Annotated in this window: 17 protein-coding genes and 4 pseudogenes; 9 read left to right on the top strand and 12 right to left on the bottom strand. The window is 40.0% G+C overall.

Going from position 1 to position 23,615, the window contains the following annotated elements:
• Positions 1 to 68: 68 nt before the first annotated feature.
• The 3 genes from N4T56_RS08925 to N4T56_RS08915 are packed head-to-tail and all read right to left on the bottom strand — an operon-like array spanning position 69 to position 7,904.
• Positions 69 to 4,949: a response regulator gene (locus N4T56_RS08925; RefSeq protein WP_261732974.1), complete on the bottom strand. Its 4,881-nt coding sequence runs from the start codon at positions 4,947 to 4,949 to the stop codon at positions 69 to 71.
• A gap of 22 nt (positions 4,950 to 4,971) precedes the next feature.
• Positions 4,972 to 5,826, bottom strand: a complete 855-nt coding sequence (locus N4T56_RS08920) for a CHASE domain-containing protein (protein WP_261732973.1) — start codon at positions 5,824 to 5,826, stop codon at positions 4,972 to 4,974.
• The gene (locus N4T56_RS08915; RefSeq protein WP_261732972.1) at positions 5,823 to 7,904 is read right to left on the bottom strand and encodes a two-component system response regulator; all 2,082 of its coding nucleotides are present in this window, start codon (positions 7,902 to 7,904) and stop codon (positions 5,823 to 5,825) included. Before N4T56_RS08915 ends, N4T56_RS08920 begins: the two co-directional genes overlap by 4 nt.
• Before the next feature lie 198 nt (positions 7,905 to 8,102).
• Between N4T56_RS08915 and N4T56_RS08910 the strand changes: the two genes are divergently transcribed.
• Together N4T56_RS08910 and map are read left to right on the top strand one after the other, a co-directional pair.
• Positions 8,103 to 8,327 (top strand): ParD-like family protein, encoded by a 225-nt coding sequence (locus N4T56_RS08910; protein ID WP_261732971.1) that lies wholly within the window; start codon positions 8,103 to 8,105, stop codon positions 8,325 to 8,327.
• Positions 8,320 to 9,105, top strand: a complete 786-nt coding sequence (gene map, locus N4T56_RS08905; RefSeq protein WP_261732970.1) for a type I methionyl aminopeptidase — start codon at positions 8,320 to 8,322, stop codon at positions 9,103 to 9,105. The genes N4T56_RS08910 and map overlap by 8 nt, the downstream gene beginning before the upstream one ends.
• Before the next feature lie 270 nt (positions 9,106 to 9,375).
• Here map and N4T56_RS08900 read toward each other — a convergent pair whose 3' ends face one another.
• Entirely contained in the window at positions 9,376 to 10,317 is a 942-nt protein-coding gene (locus N4T56_RS08900) for a hypothetical protein (protein ID WP_261732969.1), read from the bottom strand.
• 1,074 nt (positions 10,318 to 11,391) lie between these two features.
• On the opposite strand from N4T56_RS08900, the pseudogene ltrA reads away from it, so the two are divergent.
• Positions 11,392 to 12,742, top strand: a pseudogene (gene ltrA / locus N4T56_RS08895) (group II intron reverse transcriptase/maturase).
• Between the two features lie 90 nt (positions 12,743 to 12,832).
• Here the strand turns inward: ltrA and N4T56_RS08890 are convergent.
• The 4 genes and pseudogenes from N4T56_RS08890 to N4T56_RS08875 form a co-directional block, all read right to left on the bottom strand.
• Complete coding sequence (locus N4T56_RS08890; RefSeq protein ID WP_261732968.1) at positions 12,833 to 13,228, bottom strand: hypothetical protein; 396 nt, start codon at positions 13,226 to 13,228, stop codon at positions 12,833 to 12,835.
• A gap of 395 nt (positions 13,229 to 13,623) precedes the next feature.
• Positions 13,624 to 14,729 (bottom strand): annotated as a pseudogene (locus N4T56_RS08885) (IS91 family transposase).
• 4 nt (positions 14,730 to 14,733) lie between these two features.
• The gene (locus N4T56_RS08880) at positions 14,734 to 15,570 is read right to left on the bottom strand and encodes a tyrosine-type recombinase/integrase (RefSeq protein WP_261732967.1); all 837 of its coding nucleotides are present in this window, start codon (positions 15,568 to 15,570) and stop codon (positions 14,734 to 14,736) included.
• Between the two features lie 29 nt (positions 15,571 to 15,599).
• Positions 15,600 to 16,703: pseudogene (locus N4T56_RS08875) on the bottom strand (ISAs1 family transposase).
• A gap of 652 nt (positions 16,704 to 17,355) precedes the next feature.
• Between N4T56_RS08875 and N4T56_RS08870 the strand changes: the two are divergent.
• The 4 genes from N4T56_RS08870 to N4T56_RS08855 are packed head-to-tail and all read left to right on the top strand — an operon-like array spanning position 17,356 to position 19,406.
• The gene (locus N4T56_RS08870; RefSeq protein ID WP_261732966.1) at positions 17,356 to 17,850 is read left to right on the top strand and encodes a hypothetical protein; all 495 of its coding nucleotides are present in this window, start codon (positions 17,356 to 17,358) and stop codon (positions 17,848 to 17,850) included.
• A 13-nt stretch (positions 17,851 to 17,863) separates the two neighbouring features.
• Positions 17,864 to 18,280: a hypothetical protein gene (locus tag N4T56_RS08865; RefSeq protein WP_261732965.1), complete on the top strand. Its 417-nt coding sequence runs from the start codon at positions 17,864 to 17,866 to the stop codon at positions 18,278 to 18,280.
• 55 nt (positions 18,281 to 18,335) lie between these two features.
• Positions 18,336 to 18,896 (top strand): DUF922 domain-containing Zn-dependent protease, encoded by a 561-nt coding sequence (locus tag N4T56_RS08860; protein WP_261732964.1) that lies wholly within the window; start codon positions 18,336 to 18,338, stop codon positions 18,894 to 18,896.
• Positions 18,897 to 18,944: 48 nt separating this feature from the next.
• On the top strand, positions 18,945 to 19,406 hold the full coding sequence (locus N4T56_RS08855) for a hypothetical protein (RefSeq protein WP_261732963.1): 462 nt from the start codon (positions 18,945 to 18,947) through the stop codon (positions 19,404 to 19,406).
• A gap of 84 nt (positions 19,407 to 19,490) precedes the next feature.
• Here the strand turns inward: N4T56_RS08855 and N4T56_RS08850 are convergent, their stop codons facing one another.
• The 4 genes and pseudogenes from N4T56_RS08850 to N4T56_RS08840 form a co-directional block, all read right to left on the bottom strand.
• On the bottom strand, positions 19,491 to 19,778 hold the full coding sequence (locus N4T56_RS08850) for a hypothetical protein (protein WP_261732962.1): 288 nt from the start codon (positions 19,776 to 19,778) through the stop codon (positions 19,491 to 19,493).
• Between the two features lie 571 nt (positions 19,779 to 20,349).
• Positions 20,350 to 20,910, bottom strand: a complete 561-nt coding sequence (locus N4T56_RS08845) for a tetratricopeptide repeat protein (RefSeq protein WP_261732961.1) — start codon at positions 20,908 to 20,910, stop codon at positions 20,350 to 20,352.
• Between the two features lie 45 nt (positions 20,911 to 20,955).
• Positions 20,956 to 21,078: pseudogene (locus N4T56_RS22735) on the bottom strand (hypothetical protein); the annotation flags it as partial.
• Between the two features lie 883 nt (positions 21,079 to 21,961).
• Positions 21,962 to 22,849: a LysR family transcriptional regulator gene (locus tag N4T56_RS08840; protein ID WP_261732960.1), complete on the bottom strand. Its 888-nt coding sequence runs from the start codon at positions 22,847 to 22,849 to the stop codon at positions 21,962 to 21,964.
• 238 nt (positions 22,850 to 23,087) lie between these two features.
• Here N4T56_RS08840 and N4T56_RS22730 point away from each other — a divergent pair, with 238 nt between their 5' ends.
• Complete coding sequence (locus N4T56_RS22730) at positions 23,088 to 23,243, top strand: hypothetical protein (RefSeq protein WP_390904029.1); 156 nt, start codon at positions 23,088 to 23,090, stop codon at positions 23,241 to 23,243.
• A complete protein-coding gene (locus tag N4T56_RS22725; RefSeq protein ID WP_390904028.1) occupies positions 23,240 to 23,509 on the top strand; it encodes an NAD(P)H-dependent oxidoreductase in 270 nt (89 codons plus the stop codon). The genes N4T56_RS22730 and N4T56_RS22725 overlap by 4 nt, the downstream gene beginning before the upstream one ends.
• Positions 23,510 to 23,615 lie beyond the last annotated feature (106 nt).

The raw sequence follows: 23,615 nt of genomic DNA, 5'->3' as shown, positions 1-23,615 counted from the left end.
TAAAACCGGAAGCCTTTTCCATTACCTGTAAAAATTAAAAAAGTAATAATCTAATGGCATGGGCATATTCAAAGGCTACCTAGCTGTTCATAGCTAACTTGATTTCGGCCATTCTGCTTTGATTCGTATAAAGCGTGGTCAGCAGCTTTAACCACAGCCCAGTCGTCCGAGTCATTTGCGTATTTCTGTCCTGGTATCACTGCGCTATACCCAATAGATATTGTAACCACATCGTATTTAGCTTCTGGGGCATGAGTAAGGTTTAACTGCTTAATAGACTGGAGTAGAACGGAAAGTATTGTATTGGCACCTTCAACATCGGTATTCGGTAGAATAAAAGCAAATTCTTCACCACCATATCTAGCGGCAAGATCTGTTGAGCGTTTCATACTATTGCCTAAGGCTAATGCGATGTCTTTAATGCAATCATCACCTTCTATATGACCAAAATGATCGTTGAATTTTTTAAACTCATCAATATCTATTAGTGCAACAGTAAGCGGTTCTTGTTCGCGACGGGCACGCTGCAACTCAACAATTAGCCGTTCATCAAACGTGCGTCTATTGGCAAGTCCTGTCATACTGTCTGTATGTGCTAACTTCTCTAGTAACTTAATAGCGAGTTGGTAATCTATATGCGTTTGAACACGTGCAGCCACAACTCGTGGATTTAGTGGTTTAACAATATAATCAGCGGCTCCAACGTCAAATACCTTTTCCTCAAAACCCACTTCGGTATTACTGGTAATAAACAATACTGGGATACTCTCTGTTTCTTGGACTGTTTTTAGAATAGAGCACACTTCCAAACCACCGATGTCTGGCAATTCCACGTCAAGTAATATCAAATCAGGATGTTTTTCTTTAATCATTACAAATGCTTGCTTAGCATCCGATGCAAAACGAATGCGCCCAATTTTATTCAATGTTTTGTGCAAAGCCATGACTACCGACTTGTCATCATCAATAATCAAAATATCAGCAAGAGTGTGATTCGTTTTTATCATAATACTATCTGGCCCAAGAGTGTTTATAAGAGGAGTGAGGATGCTTATAACTTCTTTAAAGTTAAGCTTTTCTAAATGTTCTTGAAGTTCTTCAAAGAGCTCATCACCTAAAGCATTCCTAAATGATGCACTATTTTCATCAAACTCCCCCAAAACGCTCAAATCCTGCTTTTCTAGTAGCAATAAAATTTGCGTCACTGTTTTTAATTGAAGTATGGGTGCTTCGCCTTTAGACGCTGTCCTATCTGGCTTTTCTTTTCTCCAAATCAATAACGTTGCTGAACAGGCTTGCTGTAGCTTTTGTAATTCCAAAGAGAGTTCTACTAATACTTGTTTCGCCGGATCATCTTCAGAACGCAATATTTTTTCAGCTTGTGCGGCAAGTTGCTGCATTTTTTCTGCACCAACCATGCCTGAAACACTTCTCAATTTATGTACTTGAGATGCCATTTCGAGTCGTAAGGATGCTGATTTTGGTTGATCAATATCATTCTCTGGCGCTAATGCTAGATTAGAATATTCAAGTAGTAAGCCATCTAAGGTATTCAAGAAAAGTGCTTTATCTCCAAGTAATAAATTTTTCGCTTTATCAAGATTTAGTCCAGTAATAACTGGCCAGCTATCTATTTCTTGAGTTGTTTCAGACGCTATTGAATGCAGAGACTCTATAGCGATTTCTTTGCCACGATAAGCCTCTACCAATGTGCGTAATACATTAATAAGCTTTGATGGATCAATAGGTTTTGTAAGGAAATCATTCATGCCGGCTTCCAGCGCACGATTTCTCTCCTCTACTAATGCGCCAGCAGTCAGTGCAATAATCGGTAATGACGTCAGTCCTAAATTCTTTCTGACTAGCTCGGTCGTCTCAAGGCCATCAATACCTGGCATTTGGACATCCATCAATACGGCATCATAGTCATTAGATGAATCCTCTAACAATATTAACGCTTCTTCTCCGCTATTCGCCGTCTGTACTAATGCACCATTGTGTTTTAATACATGGCTGACAACGATAAGATTGGTCGGACTGTCATCGACGACCAATAAGCGCATATTAGGTAACCATTTTGCTCCTACGGCTTCGGCACGAGTCGATTGCAGTACACGCTTAGAATTACCAGTATTGAGTGTTACAGCGTCGTTTACTGCATTAAACAACGATGATGGATCAACTGGTTTCAGTAAGAAACCACTTACATAATGCACTGGGTCATTTTTTATAATGGCATCTCTATCGTGTGCTGATACCATAAGCACAGCAGGGATGTTTTCTCGCCCAATTTTGCTCGCCAACACATTCATAGCCTCTACACCATCCATTAAAGGCATCTGCCAGTCTACGATCATGGCGTCTGGCGGGCGCAGATTATTTTCTTGACGTGAAATATAGGCATCAACTAACTTAACCCCATTACTCACAACTTCAGAACGCCAACCCAGCGCCCGTGTCATTTTTCGTAACTGCTGAGCATCTGCTGGGTCATCTTCGGCAATCAGTACAAAAAGCGTTTGATTATGGTTTTCTTGCGCAGCAATCTCTTCAAGTGTTTGGACTCTTAATGGTAAGTCCACCCAGAATTGACTGCCCACATTCTCTGTACTTTCAATGCCAATCTTCCCATCCATTAAACTAACCAATTGATGAACGATAGATAACCCTAACCCTGTACCACCAAAACGCCGAGTGGTACTTGAATCGGCTTGACTAAATGGCTTGAATAAACGGGCTTGTGCTTCGGGTGATATACCAATCCCTGTATCTGTAACCGTGAGCCGTACATTAATATGGTTTTCAGGCAGTACTTGCTCAGTCTCTTCGACTTTGGCACTAATGGAAATCTTACCAATTGTGGTGAATTTAAGAGAGTTACTGATTAAATTAGCCAATATTTGGCGTAATCTGGTGCTGTCCGTGCTCACCCAGAAAGGCAGTTTAGGATCTAACTCAAAATGGAACTCTAGATTTTTTGCTTCTGCCTGAATGGCAAACACACTTGATACTTCTTCACAGAGTTCTCGTAACTCGACAGGCTGAGCTTCAAGCTCCATTTCGTTAGCTTCTATCTTTGATAGATCCAATACATCGTTCACTATCCCCAACAAAGACTTTCCTGAAATCTGAATCTTCGACACTAGCTGGTGTTGCGCCTCTGTTAATTTCTCCTCAGCCAATAAATAGCTTAGACCAATAACGGCATTAAGTGGGGTACGAATCTCATGACTAGTATTCGCTAGAAAGGCACTTTTTGCCTGTGTGGCCAGTTCTGCATCGCGTAACGCATTTCTAAGCTTCTCTTCCACTTTAAGTCTTTCGCTTATATTACGCACGGAGGCAGACACCAAGATTTGCTCGTCTAAATTTACGGCACTTAAACTTATTTCAACGGGGAAGTCGTCACCATTACTCTTTTGTGCAATACTTTCTTTATTGCCCTCTTGGACTAAGTACTGATCATCATCCCGCATCCTATCGATTATTTTCGATTCACTCACTTGTCTCGAATATTCTGGTAATAATTTTTGTATTTCTTTTCCTTCTAATTCAAGTCGAGCATAGCCAAACATGTTCTCAGCTTGTGTATTAACGACCTGAATGATACCTAATTCATCAATAACAAATGTTGCATCAGGAGCCGATTCTAATAATCCCTTAAATCTTGCCATTTCTTTATTGCGTTGCAATTCTACTTGAGTGTTCCAAGCCTCTCTTTGACGTATTTTCTCACTCAGCCACATCCAATATTGGATAATGACACTAATCAAACTGATCAACAGGAGCGCTAAAAGTACACTTCCGATTTCGAACGCTACGTTTTTAAAAACCAAGAACTGGAAGATGGTTGCGTAAATTCTTATTACTCGCTCACTAGAATTACTGCTTAATGAAAAATCAAGTTCATTCGCAAACACATAACCTTGCTGGCTACTAAAAACAGTGAAATCGAAATAGTTAAAACCATATGGTATATGGACTGGATGAAATTCATCCTGCCACCGATTAGAGTCACCATACTCGAAAGTAAAATCTTTTGATGAATTAGGGTGTAGTAAAAAGCCCCCATCGTTATTGGTAATGTATAACTCTGTATTTAGTGTCGTGTTCTTTGCGATTTTTTTCAGAAAGCGATCGGCATTGACATTGATAATGATAATACCGAGTGGGCGACCATCAGAATAATATACTGTTGTAGAAAAGCGCCAAACAGGTCTCATTGGTTGTTCGATTTTGCCAAACTCACGATTTAAATTAATATCAGACTGAAAAACATTTCCCCAACCAACGTTAAGCGTTTGGCCAATATAAGGTTCATTTTGTTTAGACTGGAGTTCTTGTTCGTTAAATGTTTTAAGCTCTTCGCCATGGCGCTGCACTTTGACTCGTTCCTGCCAACCATTATCTGCTTCTATAAATCGTACTTGATAAACCTCGGTCTTGGACAACATATAGGCTTTAAAAATGTCTGTTAGCCTTTCATCTGACTGCTGCAACAGAGTATTCATTTCATCTAATTTATCAGCATCGCCAAACTGTGCCTTTAATTTCATTATTGTTTGTGAACTAGCAAGAAAGAGAGTATCTCGACGATACTGCCTAGCTTCTTCATCGAATATTGAAAATGCCGACTGTTTTGTTGCCGACAAATGGTTTACGGCTTTAGTTAAGTGACTTTGTGTGATCAACCAAGCTGAGACGAAGAATATAAAGAACATTACCAGTAGCCCAAATGGGCAAGATCGCTTGAACTGAGGGCTTTTGAAAAATGCTGAAATACTTTTTAAACTAAGCTGATAGCTCTCGTTACTTTGATTAACTATCGTTGGATTGGAGCGTAATAAATTAATAACGAAAAGAGCAAACAAGGTTAGCCCTAGCCCCAAAATAATCACTGAATCTACATTTAATGTTGTTATTTGATTTATAGCTTGAGTTGACGGCATGAGCTCCATCTTCCAATGCTGGCTACAGTACAAAAATATTACGAGCCGTTGCATTTTCTATGGAACCATTTATTTCTGAATCACTTGAACGATAAAAAGGTTCGGCTTCTGTTAAGTTAGTTAAGGTTACTGAAGCTTGATCTGTTAAGGACTCAAGATGAGCAAGTACATCATCAATGACTAACGGAGCGTAAGACCACCCAACAACAGCCGTCTCTCGCTCTTCTGCCGTGTTAAGAGTTGTATTAGCAGAGTAGATAGGCAAAAGCACCAATGCGCCTTTACGAGGCTTTTTATCTGCTTGCACGAGTGTAATTGGCGCGGTTAAGTAAGGTTTATCCTCTCTGGCTGCCGATAATGCCGCCGCGCGTCGATTGGCTTCGGATCCAATATCAAGCCCAATTGCCTGTCTATTATTTTCCGCTGGATAAATATACTGAATGATAAATCGATCATTGTCGTGTTCTGTTAATGCTCGAATAGTAAAGTCAGGCGCGCCATCTGATCGGGCATGAGTAAGAAAATCGCTTTCTTGTTCAACCGATACTCGTCTTATGAAACCAAAACCAAGCGCCCCAGGAAACTCGTCCTCTACATCACGTGTGCCACTATACTGCTCAAATTGTTTTCGAGTAATTTCGTCAACCCCAGCAGTGACAATTGCCCCTCTGGCACCACGTAGTCCATATTGAAAGTGCTGAAAACGTTGCTCTATGAGGCTTTCGGTTTTATTTGCTAGGTTGTTTGTATATAAATTGACTTCATAATTGTTTTTATAGTCGACAATCCACGCAACCACTAAGGTACTAAAAACACCAACTAGTAATGGAAGCCAGCAAGCAAGAAAACCAATTTTTTTAATGTTTTTAATAGTCATATGTCGTAGCAGTCTCTTACTTCATTGGCCGTAACGGGTCTCGAAAAGTAATAACCTTGGAGATATGAAACCCCTAACTCTTTGAGTCGACGAGCCTGATCTAACGATTCAACACCTTCCGCTACGGATTTTAAATTCATACTTTGTGCTAGCGTTGTGATCGTCTTAACCAGAATTTCATCCGGTTTTTCAACGCTAAGCTGCGCGACAAAAGATTTATCAATTTTTAAAACGTCTACAGGCAACTCTTTAAGGTAGCTTAGGCAAGAAAAACCTGTACCAAAGTCATCGATTGAAATGGATATCCCCATTATTCGCAGTTGCTCCATATCGCTGATCACTTGCTGTAAGTTATCGAGCATTAGGCTTTCGGTTAATTCAAGTTCAATCATTTTTGGACTGACGTGATACTTATCAATCGCTTTTAGCAAGAAAGGAACAAAATGCGGATCTATAAATTGTATTGGAGATATATTTAAACACATTCGAATCTTCAATCCTTCGTCACACCACTTCTTCAACTGCTGAAAGGCAAGTTGAATCATTTTCTCTCCTAATGGAATGATCAAACGTGTTTCTTCCGCAAGCGCTATAAACTCAATAGGGGAAATCAATGAACCATCGTTCTCTTTGATACGCATAAGCGCTTCAACGGCATTTAACTGTCCAGTAATTGCATCCACGAGAGGCTGATATAAAGCGATGACATTGTTATCCACAATGGCAGATTTAAGCTGCATATAGCGTTGACGTCGGGAGATAAAGCGTGATTCCATTTCTTCAGAGTAAAAGCTAAAACCATCATGTATGGAGTCAGTTTTAGCTTTATGTAAAGCGGCATCAGCATGCAGCAATAAGGATTGAGCATCTGCTGCATCATCAGGATAAACACTTAGTCCCATGCTGGTTGAGAAATTATGGATCTCAGGCTGTAGCTCTGCTAGCTCCATCACGTGCTCTCTGATCATGACGGCCAAATTGGCTAAATCGCTAGGATGCTTCAACTCAGGAACCAACACCATAAACTCATCGGCATGATGCCGGCTAAGTGTTTCATTATTATGCAGTTGAGATTTAATACATAGGGCTATTTTTTTAAGCAACTCATCACCAAACTGAAACCCAAATTCTTCATTGATGAGTTTGAATCGATTAATATCAAACAAAATCAAACCAATTTTAACGTTACTTCTTTGACTCCGAGCCATCTTAGTATTAAGGAGTTCCATCAGTAAAAAGCGATTAGGGAGGTTAGTCAGTTGATCATATTGAAGGGTATTGGACATTTTTAGAGCCATTACTTGAGACTGATTAATATCATCAAATACAATGACGGAGCCGATGACATCGCCGTCTTGTGAAATAAGCGGGGCTGCACTGTCTTCAACCGAAATCCAATGACTATTTTGTTTCATCATCTGACAGTTGAATGCCATACCAACAACTCTATTTTCTTGGATACAAATACGCACAGGGTTAATGTGTGGAGAGTCATCATCGCCTATTCTTAATGGCATTACTTCTTCAATAAAGCATCCCATTGCATCATTTAACGACATTCCAATCATTAGCTCTGCGATTGGATTCATGAAAGTGACTCTCGCATCCTTGTCAGTCGTAATAACCGCATTTCTTATTGAATTTAAAGTGACTTGAGCATGCCGGTAAACTTCGAGCAACTCACGCTCTCTTTTGCGTAGCATTAAGTGAGTATTAACACGAGCTGCGACAACATCAGGCTCTAATGGTTTAGCAATAAAATCTACAGCCCCTTCTCTTAAACAGAGAAGTTGATCTTCGACAAAGTTATATGAAGTAATAAAAATGACGGGGATGTTACAAGTCAACTCGTTGTCTTTTAGCTGAGCCAATACCTCATGGCCATTCAGGCCAGGCATGTCTATGTCTAACAAGATAACATCAGGACGAATCTTAATAGCCTGCTCTAAGGCAGATAATCCATTCTGCTCGAAAAAAACCTGTCCAATGGCTTGAAGCACCTTATTTAAGATATTAATTTGATTAACATCGTCGTCAACCAAAAGAAGTCGAGGTGGTATCCTACTACGTGAAAACATGTACTCTCCGTGTCAATTCATAATCCAATTTTTTTACCAGAATTAGTAACAACGTCGATTTCTATTATCTCGATAATCCACATACAACTTTAGTTCAAAAGATCTTTTAAAACAACTATTAACAGACTCCATAAAATTTGACACTATAGATCCTTAAAAATACACTATGTATACGTTTTGTATATAAAGTGCATATTGATGGGTATTGTTAAAATTTCAGAAGAACTGCATGAAGAACTTCGTAAAGCAAGTTCGGTCATGTCACGTTCAATCAATTCACAAGCAGAGTTTTGGATCAAAATGGGCATGTTAGCCGAGTTACATCCGCAACTTTCATATAATCAAATCATGGCGAATCTGATGCAGTCTGCGAGTGTTTCCGCCACAAACATTTCAATAACTGAAGAGCATTGTGATGAATAGTCAAGTAATGATTAAATCAGAGGAAGATATATCATTAATGCGAGAATCAGGGAAGTTGCTTGCGCAGGTTTTTAAGATGCTCGACGAATACGTCCAACCTGGCATCTCTACGATGGATATCAATAATAAAGTTGAAGAGTATATTGTTAATGAACTCAATGCTCGTCCTGCAAGTAAAGGGCAGTATGATTATCAATATGTATTAAATTCATCGATCAATGAAGTTGTGTGCCACGGAGTGCCTAAAGAGGCTGAGATTTTAAAACGTGGCGATATTATCAACCTAGATATTACACTGGAGAAGAATGGATTCATTGCAGATTCAAGCAAAATATATGTAATGCCTTCAGCCTCACCGCTTGCTATTCAATTGGTAACAACAACTTATAACGCTATGTGGGAAGGTATTAAGCACGTAAAAGCTGGCGCAAAATTTGGTGATATTGGTCATGCAATACAGCGACATGCAGAATCCCATGGATACCGTATTGTAAGAGAATATTGTGGACATGGAATAGGTCGTGAAATGCATGAAGAGCCACAGGTGCTTCATTATGGTAAGCCAAATAGTGGACTTACATTAAAAGAGGGAATGATATTCACTATCGAACCAATGGTTAATCAGGGTACTGCGAAAATAAAAACCAAAAAAGATGGTTGGACGGTGGTCACGAGAGACAAAAAACTCTCTGCTCAATCGGAACATACAGTATTGGTCACTAGTACAAGCTATGAGGTTCTCACGTTAAGAGAAGACGAAAAGCTGCCAATGCTGTAATGGTTGACAGTGAAACTTTCGATCAAAATAAATGTAGCAATTCATAAGAAATATGAATTCAATTTGGACAGACGCCAACCATCTATAACTATGCCTCAAAATCGTTTTGGGGCAAAAGTGCGTTAGCAACTTTCACATCGTCCCCACTCTAACGTCGTCCCGATAATGCTTTTGAGCCGGGACCCAGGTGTTATTTTTGCTTAGAACTTTTGCGCTGGATTTGCGTTGGTGGCTTTGTGTTAGTTGCTTTGGGTGGCCATGTTATTCTTGTTAGCTTAATTCCCAAGGAGTTCTGTACAGCTGGTCATAAGAACTTTCATGTATAACCTGAATCCCTACACTATTTAAGAACAATTCTTGTCCCGTTTGTAATGTTTGGTCATTAGCATGAACAAAGTATGCTTTTTTCCTACGTTGATGGAATTGATTGAAGTACTTTGCTCGCTCGATTAGTAACCACCGTAAAAAGACTTCTGTTGTATCTAAGCCAAGCCCAATAAACACTAAGTCGTTATTGAAAACAACGTGTAACCAACTCTGATAACCTAACCACTCATCAACATTTTTTCCTGAGAACAATCTCGATTCATTTCCTTTATGGATTAACCGTCTAGCCCTCTCAACTGACCCCATATAGTGAGACAAACCCAACCTTATACTTCGACTGTATCGCTGCATCCCGTTAATATGCCAGATCGCAAACTCAGTGGCGGGATCTCGCACTTTATGATCGGAAAAGTAGCTTTCCCAAGGGTAAAAGTCGGTAAAGGACTTTGAATCAAAGTGTGTAATGTCGCTGGCGATATTTGAGGACAATGTTTCTTCAAAGTTTGTTGTAAGTATTGGAACACCCTGATTCTGAGCCCTTTCAGAAATGACGACATGATGACTTTTGGGCGCCCAACAGCTCATTAACCCACAAAATTCTTTCTGTAAGTTGATTTCATCTGAACTCTTGGTCAGATCAAGTGCATCATAAAACTCAGTCAGAGAAATCCCTTGAGGAGCAGACATCTGCTGTGCTGACCTACTGTGTTTATGCCAAAGTTCCAGAAGCATTCTATCCCAAGAGTTGTTCCCATCAGCTTTAGTACTGTTGTAACGATTGATTCCGTTACCAATTACCAGCGCAGGCTTTAGACTTTCATCATTCAATATATCTATTAACTTCAAATCTAACCTCTTATAGCAAACAAAAAGTAAGCCACCCATTATTTATACCCTCCAAAGCTAGCTAGCTAGCTCGCTCTGATAGGCAGGATGCCTGAATACCTTGAAGCACATGGTCAATGATGTTACCTACATCATTATGACATTTCCCATATCCATATGGGTCAGATGTGCGTAAAAGGCCATGGCCAGCTCACGCATTCTTTTATAAAGAGTCTTCAACGACCTCAAGTCCAGAGTTGAATTTGGGCATTTGAAAGCTAAGAATAACTCGTTTTTGGACATTTCCGAGTTAGACCATTAATTCTAATTCGTGAGTTTCAGGTTAAATTTTCTATGGGTAACGCTGTTTTAAGCGGCAAATTTCAGTTGGCTAAAATAAGTGAGGCACGAACAAAAAGCCAACTGTAATTTGTCCGACTTGAAAACCCTTGTGTACGCCCAGCATGGGCATGAACTAATGGGGTGAAAGTCCTCTGTAGGAAGATCACCGTTACTCTTTCTAAAAGAGAATAACATACTGTTATTAAACGTTAACTACTAGCGAATGGCAAGGGCTTAATCGCAAGGTTTGGTCTGGAGGAAGCCGCTAGCAAATTTGCGAGCTGATGAACAAGAACATCATATGAGGCGTAGGCTAGAGGTGAGTTGGCAGGGTCTGCCCCGCGTAGCAAGGGTACAAGACGACGAAACCACGTGATCTAATGGCCACCGTAAATGATGCAGCAGTGCAAAGAAAGTTCATGTTCTTATCTGGGGAGATCTGCTTAACACGCGATCGGTCATTAACCAGTAAGGCTCTGGTTTATAAGTGCCTTGGCTTTTCAGCATCATCGAATGAAAAGAGCGAACTAGATGGCAGATATATTGCTCCTGCAATATCTGCATTCCCGCCATCCATGGCGGTCAAAACCGATAGCGCATGACGGGGTAACTTGGCATGTGATTAAGCATAAGTCAGCAGACGGCATACGACTGCATGGATGCAGGAGGTAGAGCAACGCAGGAGCAGTTGCCGAGTAGCCCAACGCCCAGCGTAATGGTTGGGATAGCATACCCCGCGTTAGCGTTGTGGGTACATGGTGAAGGCCTGAACATTTAGAAGAAGGAGGAGTCTTGTCAAACTTGTCTATACCCACTACGTCGCCAGACGATTACTATCAGCAGCGTATTGATATGCAACCGGCCTTCAACAACGATTTATTCCAACAACTGCTCGAACCTGAAAATCTACACCGAGCTTGGCGTCAAGTTAAAGCCAATAAAGGCGCGGCGGGCATCGATGGCATGACCATCGAAGCCTTCCCGCTCTGGATGCAACAAGGCGGCTGGCAACAGTGTAAATCTCAATTAGAGCGAGGTGAATACCAACCCTCAGCGGTCAGGCGGGTGGAGATCGACAAACCCGATGGCGGTAGACGCAAATTGGGGATCCCTAACGTCATTGACCGTGTGATACAGCAAGCTATTGCTCAAATACTCACGCCACTGTTTGACCCATTCTTCTCGACTAACAGCTTTGGCTTTAGGCCGAACAGAAATGCCAAGCAAGCGGTACTGCAAGTAAGGGATATCATCAAACAGAAACGCAAATTTGCCGTCGATGTTGATCTGTCTAAGTTCTTTGACCGAGTTAATCATGATCTCTTGATGACTCAACTTAGAAGTAAGGTGCAGGATAAGCGTCTGTTGGCGCTTATTGGTAAGTACCTTCGAGCAGGTGTGATGGTCAATGGCCAATTTGAAGCAAGCTTTGAAGGTGTGCCTCAAGGTAACTCACTCTCGCCATTAATCTCTAACATTATGTTGGATAGTCTGGATAAAGAGCTGGAAAGCCGAGGGCATAAATTCGCCCGCTACGCGGACGACTTTATCATTTTGGTAAAGTCTATTCGAGCGGGAGAACGAGTACTCAAGAGCATCACTCAATACCTTGCCATTAAGCTAAAACTGGTTGTTAATGAACAGAAAAGCCAAGTGGTTAAGGTCAGTCAAAGCAAGTTCCTAGGCTTCACATTTAATCGCGGAAAAATCCAGTGGCATGCTAAAACATTGCACATTTTCAAACAAAAGATGAGACGACTAACGAACCGAAATTGGGGCGTTAGTATGGAATATCAGCTGTTTAGAGTGCGTCAATACATGCAAGGCTGGATCAACTACTTTGGTATCGCTAACGCTTTTCAAGGATGTGTCGATTTAGATCACTGGATCCGACGTCGTGTACGTATGTGCTACTGGCGTCAGTGGCGAAAACCACGGACTAAGGTACAAAACTTATTAAAACGTGGCGTCAGGATCCAAGCTGCTGTTGCTTGTGGTATCACAAGCAAAGGCCTCTTGGCGTAGCTCGAAGACACCAGGAATACAGCAAGCACTGAGTAATGAGTATCTGAAGAAAGCAGGATTATATTCACTAAGAGATGGATGGATCGCAGTTCATTATCCTAACCAGAAAGCTAGTTAAGGGTTCTAAATGAACCGCCCTGTGCGGAGCCGCATGCAGGGTGGTGTGGGAGCTGGAGGCTAGATACCTCTGGCTACCCGATTAGGCATATTATTCGATAATACTTTTACGTCCAAAAGTTAGACAGACCTCAGTTTCCCACATTACGTTTAATTCAATAGAATAATTCTTTCTTTTCTGAATTTTAAACTCACCTTCATACAGTTTTTTGTTGTATACCCAATCTATACTTTTGCTCCAAAAATCATCCAAGATTAACTTTTCTTCAAATTGATCTTTAGAGCCGCAAATGAGTTGAGTTCTGTCAGGTAAAATTTCGTCCTTACAATCTGGAGTTACTTGATGGGACGAATAAATTAAAGTTAAGGTTGGCCAACCGTTAGATTCACCGACAATACGCGGAAGAGAAAACCTATATTCATCTTTGCTCTCTAATTTTTCTATTTTGATTAGCTCATCATATTCTTCGCCTTGATTCGCAAACATACATGCGCTCACAAAATAAGGAAAAAATAAGAATATTAATATGAAACTAGATAGCTTAGTCATATATGCCTAACGTTTTAGTATTTATGCGTTGCGCAGTTTGCAAGGCATAAATCGCTTGTTGGACTTGGCCGATGCCACATCCATATTAATCGGTATAGTTTATGCTATAGGAATTTGCTTTTTTGCGGTAGTGGTATTTTGTACAACCTTTCGGCTAATTGTCTGTTCTGATTACACCTTTTAAGGTAGCTTTTGTTGGTTTTCATCCTTTCTATTTCTCGATTATTGCCTTATTTACTGATTTTCCACTATCAGGTTATGGGGTGTCGCCTCACCTAATTTAATATTAGCTAAGCCTGCTTTATTTGCTGACACTCCCACACAGATTGGGATTAACCTGACAAACTCAATTTCACCTCTCGCGCTAACATGGTGAGCAGTGGCACCAGCCCCATAAACATTAGCCGTCCATTGGCACATTGTGGACAACACCAATGCCCTAACTGCTCAGTGATTTTAATGTCTTTAAGGGTTTTGGTTGGTATTTGTTGTCGAATTTGGCTTAGCTTTTTACGTCGACAACTATTAGCCAAAAAACAAAATGCCTTATTCGCATCACGCCTTCGGGGAGCACATGCAGCAGATAACGCCGGATGAACTCATCGTGCGCCAGCTGCATGATTTTGCGTTGATTATCGCGATAATCTACGTAGCTTATATCGATGGCATTGGCGGTAACCCGCTTTAACCGTGACTCGTGCATCATGCCTTTTCGGGTGTAACGCCCGAGATATTCCACTACCGTTTCGGCTTTATACAAACAGGCCTTACAGTATACACACCACGGCTTATTGATAAGGTTATTGGCATTTGGGATGGTAATTTCACGCTGACGTAGTGCAGCCAACATCTTAGCCTTGAACACGGTTGAGACCGCCTTAACAGGAAACAAATAGTCTGATTTAACGCCGCGCCACTGACCTTGCTCTGTAATCACGCCGCCTGGGATTAAACAGTGTAAGTGGATATGCTGGGTTAACGTTTGCCCCCATGTATGCAGCACCGCAGTGCACCCTAGTTGACCTTGTAAGTGTTTACGGGTCATGCCAAATCGGCTTAAGGTTTGCCACACCGCTTCAAATAACGCACTGTACACTTGCTTGGCCTGCTCATCGGCATGGGTAAGCCCATTGAGCTCATGAGGCAAGGTAAACACCAAATGAAAATAGCGGCAGCGCAGTACTTGCTGTTGCTGTTTCTCTATCCATGCCTGGGTTTGTTTACCCTGACAACGTGGACAATGCCTATCTCGGCATGAGCAGAACACGCTTTGCTGATAGTGGCATTGGTTACATTGCCATTGCTGTTGACCCAGCGCCGCAGTGCGACAAGCCAAAATACGCTGACACACCAGACGTTGTTGCTGACTCAGTCGATGATGTTGTTGATACTGACCGTAATGGGTTTGCAGTATGTCACTTAAGTGATAATGCGCCATCTCATCACCCCAAGTTAGCGAGTAAATCGCCCCCTTTATGCCCAAGCTCTGGCGACCAGTGCAGATATCGCTCGGTGGTTTTAATGCTTTTGTGACCCAGTTGATGTTGGAGTTGATTCAGTAACATGCCCGCGGCTAATTGATGTGTCGCATAGGCATGGCGCAAACTGTGCGGGCTGCAAGGTTTGGTTATTCCTGCATCTAACGCCGCTTTTTTGAGTACCTTTCGCACGGTTGACACATTTAACGGATGGATGTCGCCATAGGAATACACACCAAATAGCCACATATCTGGACGATACTTAAGCCAGTAATGGCGCAATAAATTCAGCAGTGAGGGGGAGATAACAACGAAACGGTCTTTCGCCCCTTTGCCCTGACACACTTTAAGACACTGCCGCTGACCATCTATATCACTGACTTTAAGATGCACCAGCTCACTGACGCGCAATCCGCAGCCATAACACAGCGCTATCATGGTGTAATATTTCTGATTGGGGCAGTGCTGCAACAATTGAGCAATATCTTGTTTACTGAGCACTTGTCGCAATTTTTGGCTAGGGCGAGGCAAGCACACATCAATCCTAAATTGTCGTTTTAAAATGTGTTCAAAATAAAAATGAATACCATTCAGTTGCAGTTGAATAGACGCTCTTGATAGTTGCCTCTCAAGGTTTAAATAGCGGAAATAATCACTTAATTGCGTATCGGTAATGGTATCAATCGATTGGTTATAATGCTCTGCCAGTTTCGTAATGGCATACAGATAGGATTTGCGGGTGCGTTCAGAGTAATGTCTAAGCGTAATTTCATCATGGAATAATTGAGTGTGTACTAACATGACTTACCTCCTTGATAGCAGGGGGCTGATTACACTTTTTGACCAGTACCGAAAATAATCTCTTCTCTGAAATCGTCACTCCAGCAGGCTCGATTAAATTTCTGATTCTGGCTTGTTTTAGCTGGGTGAAGCTTCACTAAGTTGAGTGCTCATCGCCTTAAAATAGCCAGAATACTGGCACCATCCTCTTCATACATTTTTTACTTATCTTCTTGAAATAGCGTGTCTAAAAGCCAATGCTGATTATTTTCCGTTTGCCAATGCGCCCGAATTGCGCATCCAAATGCCTTTGAAGTCATCACGGCACTACTCACATAAAAGTGCGTGTCTATACTGGTTTTGTTACCCACTTTTCGATGACGTTCTACTGCTATTAATGTTTTTAGTTGAGGCCATTTCATCTTCATTTCGTCGGGTAAATTTAACGGACACTAAAACGTTATCCGTTTTTCAACACGGCCATGGCCATTATCATCTTGCGTATAACATTCAGCATCAGGATACTTTTCAATATAATCAGCAAATTGTACCTGTACAGACTCGTAGAGTTTGGGCTGATTACCTTTAACTTGAAGAATGCAATCACCACCTTCTTTCACTATATAATCAAGTGTTTGCGTTTGACAGTGAAGGGCATCAAATGTCAGTAATTCCGATTTCAAATCAAGGCATGTGAGTAACTCTTGAACGAGTTTGAGTTCACTCTTTTTGCTCGCGCCTGATTTTGCATTAAACACCAACCCTGACTCTGTATCATAAGCCGTTACCATGTGTAACGCTGAGCTTGAAGCGGATGCTTTGGCGCCTTTAAGTACTTTACCGTCGATAGCTATCGATGATTGCCCTGTATTGATGCGGTGCTCATTTACCCAACTCATCAGTGCATCAAGTAGAGATTGTTTAGATACGCCTCTGAAAATGCGGCCAATGCTTTGCTGGCTGGGAATACCATTAGCGAATGGGCGATGTTGGCGTAACTATTCCAATTTCAATGTGCCGAACTCATGGCAATCAGCCCAACTTTGGGCTCCTGAGATAACAGCACTAAGTACAAGAAAGCAGATATCAATGACATCATGTTCTTGATTTATATGGGAACGGAAATCAGTAATTTTATCAAGATGTTTAAGCATAGTAAGTCGGGAGCCAAAGAAAAAAGAGGGTTATTTGATCACACTGGCGAGATCAATCAAGTCTTTTTTTATCTCTTTGTTTTTAAAGATAACGTGTGAAAAATGATCGAGTATGATCAGCCCCTGAGCTCAAACTGGTCAAATACCAACAATAACCCGAGGCAATCTAGCTTTGTCAGTAATTACTCAAAATGACATACATATAAAAGGTAAGCATTTGAAGATTTATAGATAATCACAGATAGAACCGAAAAGCAGAGTGTGACAAAGATCTTGCTATAGGAAAATTATTACCGCAATGATAAAAAAACTTCTTGCATATGTTGATTTATTGATATTTGTGATGCACGGTTGTTTAGAAATTAATTTCCACAAAAAATAAGGATATAGATCTATGAATCAGATTTCAATTGGTCTCCGTTTAATCACATAAGTATTTTACTTACTTAATATATTTTTGTTCTCAAGTTTTGCTAGCGTGCAATAAGCATATTAAATACAACTAAATACGCAGCAACCTCTAATGGCATAACGTATGCGCTTGTATACTCACATGTAACGGCAACTATAAGAGGATATAAGGTAGTCCTTGTCTCAGGAGGTGGAGAGCTAGGAGGTCCAAACGATATAAGGAGTGTCACAGAGGTCACAGTTGACAGACTGGGCTGTTCTAAATACTTCGGTCACACAGCTTAAAACGAGTAGATATATAGATTTTGACGATTTAACTAATGACTCTACAACATGTGCAACGGCAGGCACTTTATTCAACATAACATGTTTAGGCATGGTAAATACCGAATTAACATCAATTTTTCTTGTTGGTTATACTTTTTCTGCTGCAGTTTTAAAAATTATGTCGACGATGATCGATAGTGAGTTTGAAGCATTCAATGTTTGGGTTTGTTACGAAGACAATGTATGTATAGAATTTGAAGCAGTAGCACCATGGTTTTCTTCATTAGGCTGGGCGGCAACTGTTAATACTTCTGAAAGAACGGATACTGATGGCGATGTCGGAGGTGGTGGTTATGATGGTAGTAGCGGTACTACCTTTATTATATCATGCGGTGTTTGGTGTACATATAGTGGGATCACAGCGGATGGCACATACTGTGAATCTTGGAATGTTACAATGATTAGATAGGTTAAGGTGGAGTATGATTGTTAAACCAATAGCTAAATATGTTGGATACGCTTTTTTGTATACAATGTTAATATTTGTAATGATTCAAATAATGTATTCGGTATCTCCATCACCTTCAGCATATGTATCTGAGAACGATTCATTTTCAACTTTGTTAAAATTGGGATTTTCACATTTTATTGCAGTATCAATTGCAGCAGCATTAGTTGGTTTATTAATTATCAAGTATGCGAGTAACAATCTGATGCTTACTAGTTTTTTTATCAGCTTACCCATTTCAATAATAACCTTGGCTTTTGCAATAAGTAACTCTGAAAAAGTTGATGGATATTTCATGATTATAGGGATAAAAGACTCTATAATCATGTTTATCATGCCAGCTATTGCGGTTTCTATTATGAATAAGATCCAAAAACAATGTAAGGGTTAACATCTAAATCGGATTTCTACCTTAGCTTAGGTTGAACCCAAATATAAGGATATCTATGAGAGTTTTAATACTTGCGCTGTTATTGATTTCATTCAATACATTGTCTAAGATTTCTATAATTGAGAAAACAATAGAGTACAAAGTTACATCTAACTCGAAAGATACATTGTTATCCGAACTTAACTTATCAACACCAATTTCCATGAGTGGTAAGCCATTTCATGGGTTAACAAATAACAGTATCAAGTGGACTATATCTTGGAAATCATTTCATAATAGATGTAGAGTATTTAAAGTCACAACTAATTTGACAACTACCTATACTATGCCCAAATTAGAAACCGAATCTGCAGAAGTGCAAGCAGTTTGGGATGATTGGTACCCTTATCTTCTTTTACATGAGAAAGGACACGCTAAGCTAGGAAAGCTGTATGCAAATAAAGTATACCGCGGGTTGAAAGATATTAAACCAAATAAAGATTGTGAAAAGCTAACAGAGATAGCTGAATCTTTAGTGAAAGATTTAATAGAACAACTCTCTGATGCCAATGATGAGTATGATAGAGCTACTAACCACGGAGAAACTGAAAACGCGTGGATCTATCAACATTTGTAATATGGACATCAACGTGATATTCGTCAAACGGTAGAGCAAATCACAAACATGACTCATCATATTGCTAGTGCTGTAGAACAACAATCTCAGGTATCTAATGAAGTTAATAGATGTGTAGAAGCAGTATCTAGATTAGTGAACAGTAGTAATGAACTGGGTCAAGATCAGGGGCTAGGGTTACTTCAGCAGCGTAGCAATTTCAAAGGCACTAATGTTGAATTCTGCCAACATCATAATGTCTCGATTACCACTTATTATAAACAACGTGCTTTACAGGCTGAGAACCAGCAAAAAACAACCTTACCAAAGCGCGCTACATCATCACGCTTTATTCAACTAAAACAAACCACCACTGACGTCTGCGAGTACACTCATCAAAATACACTGCAGTTTGATACCCGCACCGGCCAACTCACCCTACCTGTAGATTTAGCAACGACCGATATCGTTGCCATTATTAAAAGGTGTGGTTCACTGGACGGTTACGTATTGACTATAGGTAGCGCGTAATAGAGCCACTAATTTTAGTGCCTCTTGTCGTTTCTGGCATTCGAAAAAAAGCTCCGCAAAGGCAGAGCTTTATTAACGTAAGATTTACTTGTAGTACTGATAAAAGCGCTTGGAATTGTGCTTCCAACTTTTTGCTAGGCCATGCACATACGCTGGGTAGTCATCCCATGGGTTAGCCAAAGATCTTCCTCGTGCAGCTCGCAGCTTGATCGGGTACCCTCTGCACTCAATCATGTGAAGGAAATAATAGCCCTTTTCCTGTTTTGTTGAAAAATGCTTGTGGGTTCCACTGCGAACGCTGGGATAAAAATCCCAAAGATATTGACTCTGGCATTTAATACGTTTTCTGTACTGCTGTTTTAATTTTTTCATTTACCCTCCAGGTTTACATTACCTAGAAGGGTCCCTCTGCAAAGTAGTTCATTCGTCCACCTTAATGTGCTGTTTAATTAGTCTATAAAATGAGCAGCGATATGCTCATGTTAGTGATAGAGCCTGAAGTCATTACCAAAGCTTATAATAAAAACATGATTTTGAGCAAATATTTGACAGTAATCTACCCATTGCCTTTAGCTGATAAACTAGCCCTAGGGATCAGGGCAATTTTATAATTGCAATCTGTATTTTCTGACAGTAAGAGAGAGTCTTATAGTGCGATACCAAGATATCTTATCGTATTGTCCACCTTGATATGACCTAGTAAATAGAAAATAGGTAACTATTTTTCAAATACCAAAGCTGCCAATAAATTGGGGCTGTTGATATCTATTTGACAACGCCTCAAAGCAGCCCTTAGAGCATTTACGGTAACTCATTTTGGGGCATAAACGTGCCAGAACTGATCGGCCTAACAAGAGTTTGGACAAAAATGCTTTAGGACTATGACTCTAATCATGCTTGTTTGGGTTAGAGGAAGTATGGCTGTTTTAAAATTTAGTAAAGCTTAATTATAAAGTCCAGACGTCCTTTTTAGATGGATATTTTGCAATTTATTGATAGTTATTTCTTCAAGCCAAAACTCAACTTCCACTTGTGACTTAAGTATTTCATCTTCTGACAACAACGTCTTAATGTAAGATAGGTATTTATCTACAGAAGTATTACCTAGTTCTTTCGATATGATTAAGAGACTATAGGCTTTCATTATATTTTTCTCAACGCCCCATCCTCTATAGAAATGATTGGCTAATCTTTGCGTTGCTTCCGCATTACCATTTATAGATGCTCGCCTACAATACTCAAACGATTTTTTGTAGTCTATTTTCGTTCCCCAACCATTTATATAATAATCACAGACTTTGAGCTGTTCTATATCGTCATCTTGTGCGGCGGTCAAATGCCACTTAAGAGCTTCTTTATAGTTAATCTTAACGCCTTCTCCAGTTTCATATGCTGATGCCAAAAAGATTTGCGAAGGGCGATCTCCTAAACTAGCTCCAGAAGAAAAAGCTTTAAATGCTTGTATAAAATCACTCTTACCGGCTATCAAGCCATCTTTATACATAATTCCGATATGAAAATGTGCACTACCAATGTCATGTTTTGCAGCAAAAGAAAAAAGTTCAAACGCTGCTTGATAGTTTTTCTGTACTCCCTTCTCATATAAATAGAAAACCCCTAAAGATAATGAACAATAAGGATTTGTTCCCGCACAGACTTTTAATTTATCAATATCTACCAGCTTGGAAGCAGCCTCAACAGTAACCGAAGCTGTGCTTCCTTGACTGGACTCTTCAGCAGGAGGTTTATAGTTCGCTTCAACAACAGCGCTAAAAATGACTAAAGATAAAATAATATTTAAAACTTTGATTTTATTGTCTCCTCACGAAGTTAACAGGCTATCATTCAGCTTATTGAATAAATATCTACTTCACTTGTATTAAATGTATCAATGTAACCTATTGATGTAAATAGACTAAGCCATCATCATCTAAGAATTTCAGGTTAGTCATTCCACAAAGTTGGACAAGAATATTTATAGGGTTTATTACTACTACACATGAAAAACTAAGTTGTTGAAATATAAGTTTTATATTTTTACACGCTAATTTATCGATGCCATTTGAGCTGATTTTTTCATCGCTAATGGATTTGCTGTGGGAGGCTCTGTTTTACCAATGGGCAACGATACTCAATGAAATCACTTCTATGACACGCGGTAAACCCATCCATGGGCGCTCTGCGAAAACATCCATGTTTTCGAAGGTCATAGCCGCGATTACATCCGTCGTATGGATATCTTCGATTCAACCTTCTTTGTAATTGAACGATCTAACGCATTTATGGACAGAAACGTTTTAGAAAAAGCAGAGTTTCAATTTACTTTTTATAAAAGTTTATCCTGACCCCACTAAATTTCATGGTATTTACTCGTGGTAATATTTGTTTGGCGATAAATTTGATCATCAAATGCCATGAACGTCCTTTGCCATATAACTTATCCAATTGTTTATGTTCATTATTTTGTGTTGATTCTTCAGACTCTGCCCCACTTTTTCACTTATTCACTTATTCACTTATTCTTAACGTGTTAGCTGAGTACGTATGTATTCCGATTATTTTTTAATTTTTTGCTTCATAAATTCAATAAATGAGCTGACCCGCTTTGATAATTCTTTATTCCGGTAATACACAATATTGATGGGTTTCTCAACTTTTAAGGTGCTGTGTGTGAATAACTGCACTAGGAGTCCCGTTTCAATATCTTGGCGAGTCATAAAATCAAATAAGCACACGATTCCAGCTCCACATAAGGCTAACTGCCTTAATGTTTCGCCACTATCGGCTTTGATATTAGGTTGAATATGCAATCGGTTATTGAAGTCATCGTATATTGGCCATTCATTAAGTTTTTCTATACCGCTAAAACCTAACAACTGATGATCTGCTAACTGTGTAACGGTTGTCGGGGTACCGTGTTTTGCTAAATAGTCTGGGCTAGCTAAAATGCGAATTTGGCTTAACCCAATTGGTGTGGCTGTTAAGCTTGAATCTTTTAGTTCACCAATACGAATGGCGACATCGGTGCGTTGCTCTAATAAATCGATCAGATTTTCATTATTAACTAGCTCGATTTCAATTTTAGGATAACTGCGGCTGTATTGGTCAATTAATGGCGCAATAACATGCAGCATGTATGGGGTTGCCGCGTCAATACGCAGTTTGCCTGATGGGGTCTGTTTGCGGTGTAGCAACATGTCTTCGGCCGCTTCAAGATCATCCAAAATAAGCCGCACTTTAGATAAGTACTTTGCGCCTTCTTCGGTTAGCTCTAAACGTCGGGTGTTACGTCTGAACAATGCTGTGTTTAATTTGCTTTCTAATCTGGACAGTGCTCGACTGGCGGCTGAAACCGTAATTTCTAAATGCTCAGCGGCCTGGCTGATAGTGCCTTGGTGCACAATGCTGATAAAAGTATAAAGCTCGCTAATGGTGACTTTCATTGTTGATCTTTAGGCAAATATATTTTGATTTTTAGTGACTTTTTGTCAATGTTAGCCTTGTTTATAATTCTGTCAAATCAATCGAGGGCAGTTGTTAGCACCACTAAGGTTTTAAGCGCAATTTAGTGAGCGGACAAAGCGTAATGTTATTTTAAGTCAATTATTTAATTTGTAGGTTGTGATGAAAAAGTTATTAATTTAAAACGGTGGCAAAAACTTTGGCCATTCAAAAGGGCAATTGAATGACACCCTAACCAAGGTGGCCGAGCAGCATTTGCTTAGTTTAAATCATCAAGTGAAAGTGACTACGATTGATGAAGGTTATGATATTGAATCTGAGATAGAAAATTGGTTATGGGCTGATGTTATTATTCAGCAAACACCCGCTTGGTGAATGGGGCGCCATGGATTGTTAAAAAGTATATTGATGAAGTATTTACTATTGGGCATGGCCGTTTGTATCAAAGTGATGGTCGCAGTCGTAAGAATGCCGACCAACACTATGGTTCTGGTGGGCTAATTCAAGGTAAGCAATATATGCTTAGTGTAACCTGGAATGCGCCAGAACAACCCTTTACCGATCCGCAGCAGATTTTGAAGGTGTGGGAGTCGATGGGGTGTATATTGCAATGCATAAAGCGCATCAGTTTTTGGGGATGACACCTCTAGATACCTTCATGTGTAACGATGTGATTAAAAACCCACAGATTGAGGCTGATATTCTCCGCTATCAAGCGCATTTAACGCGCGTATTGGCAGCATAATT

The organism is Shewanella phaeophyticola (genome assembly GCF_025398315.1).
GTDB lineage: Bacteria > Pseudomonadota > Gammaproteobacteria > Enterobacterales > Shewanellaceae > Shewanella > Shewanella phaeophyticola.
This window is presented reverse-complemented; position numbering and strand designations above follow the sequence as displayed.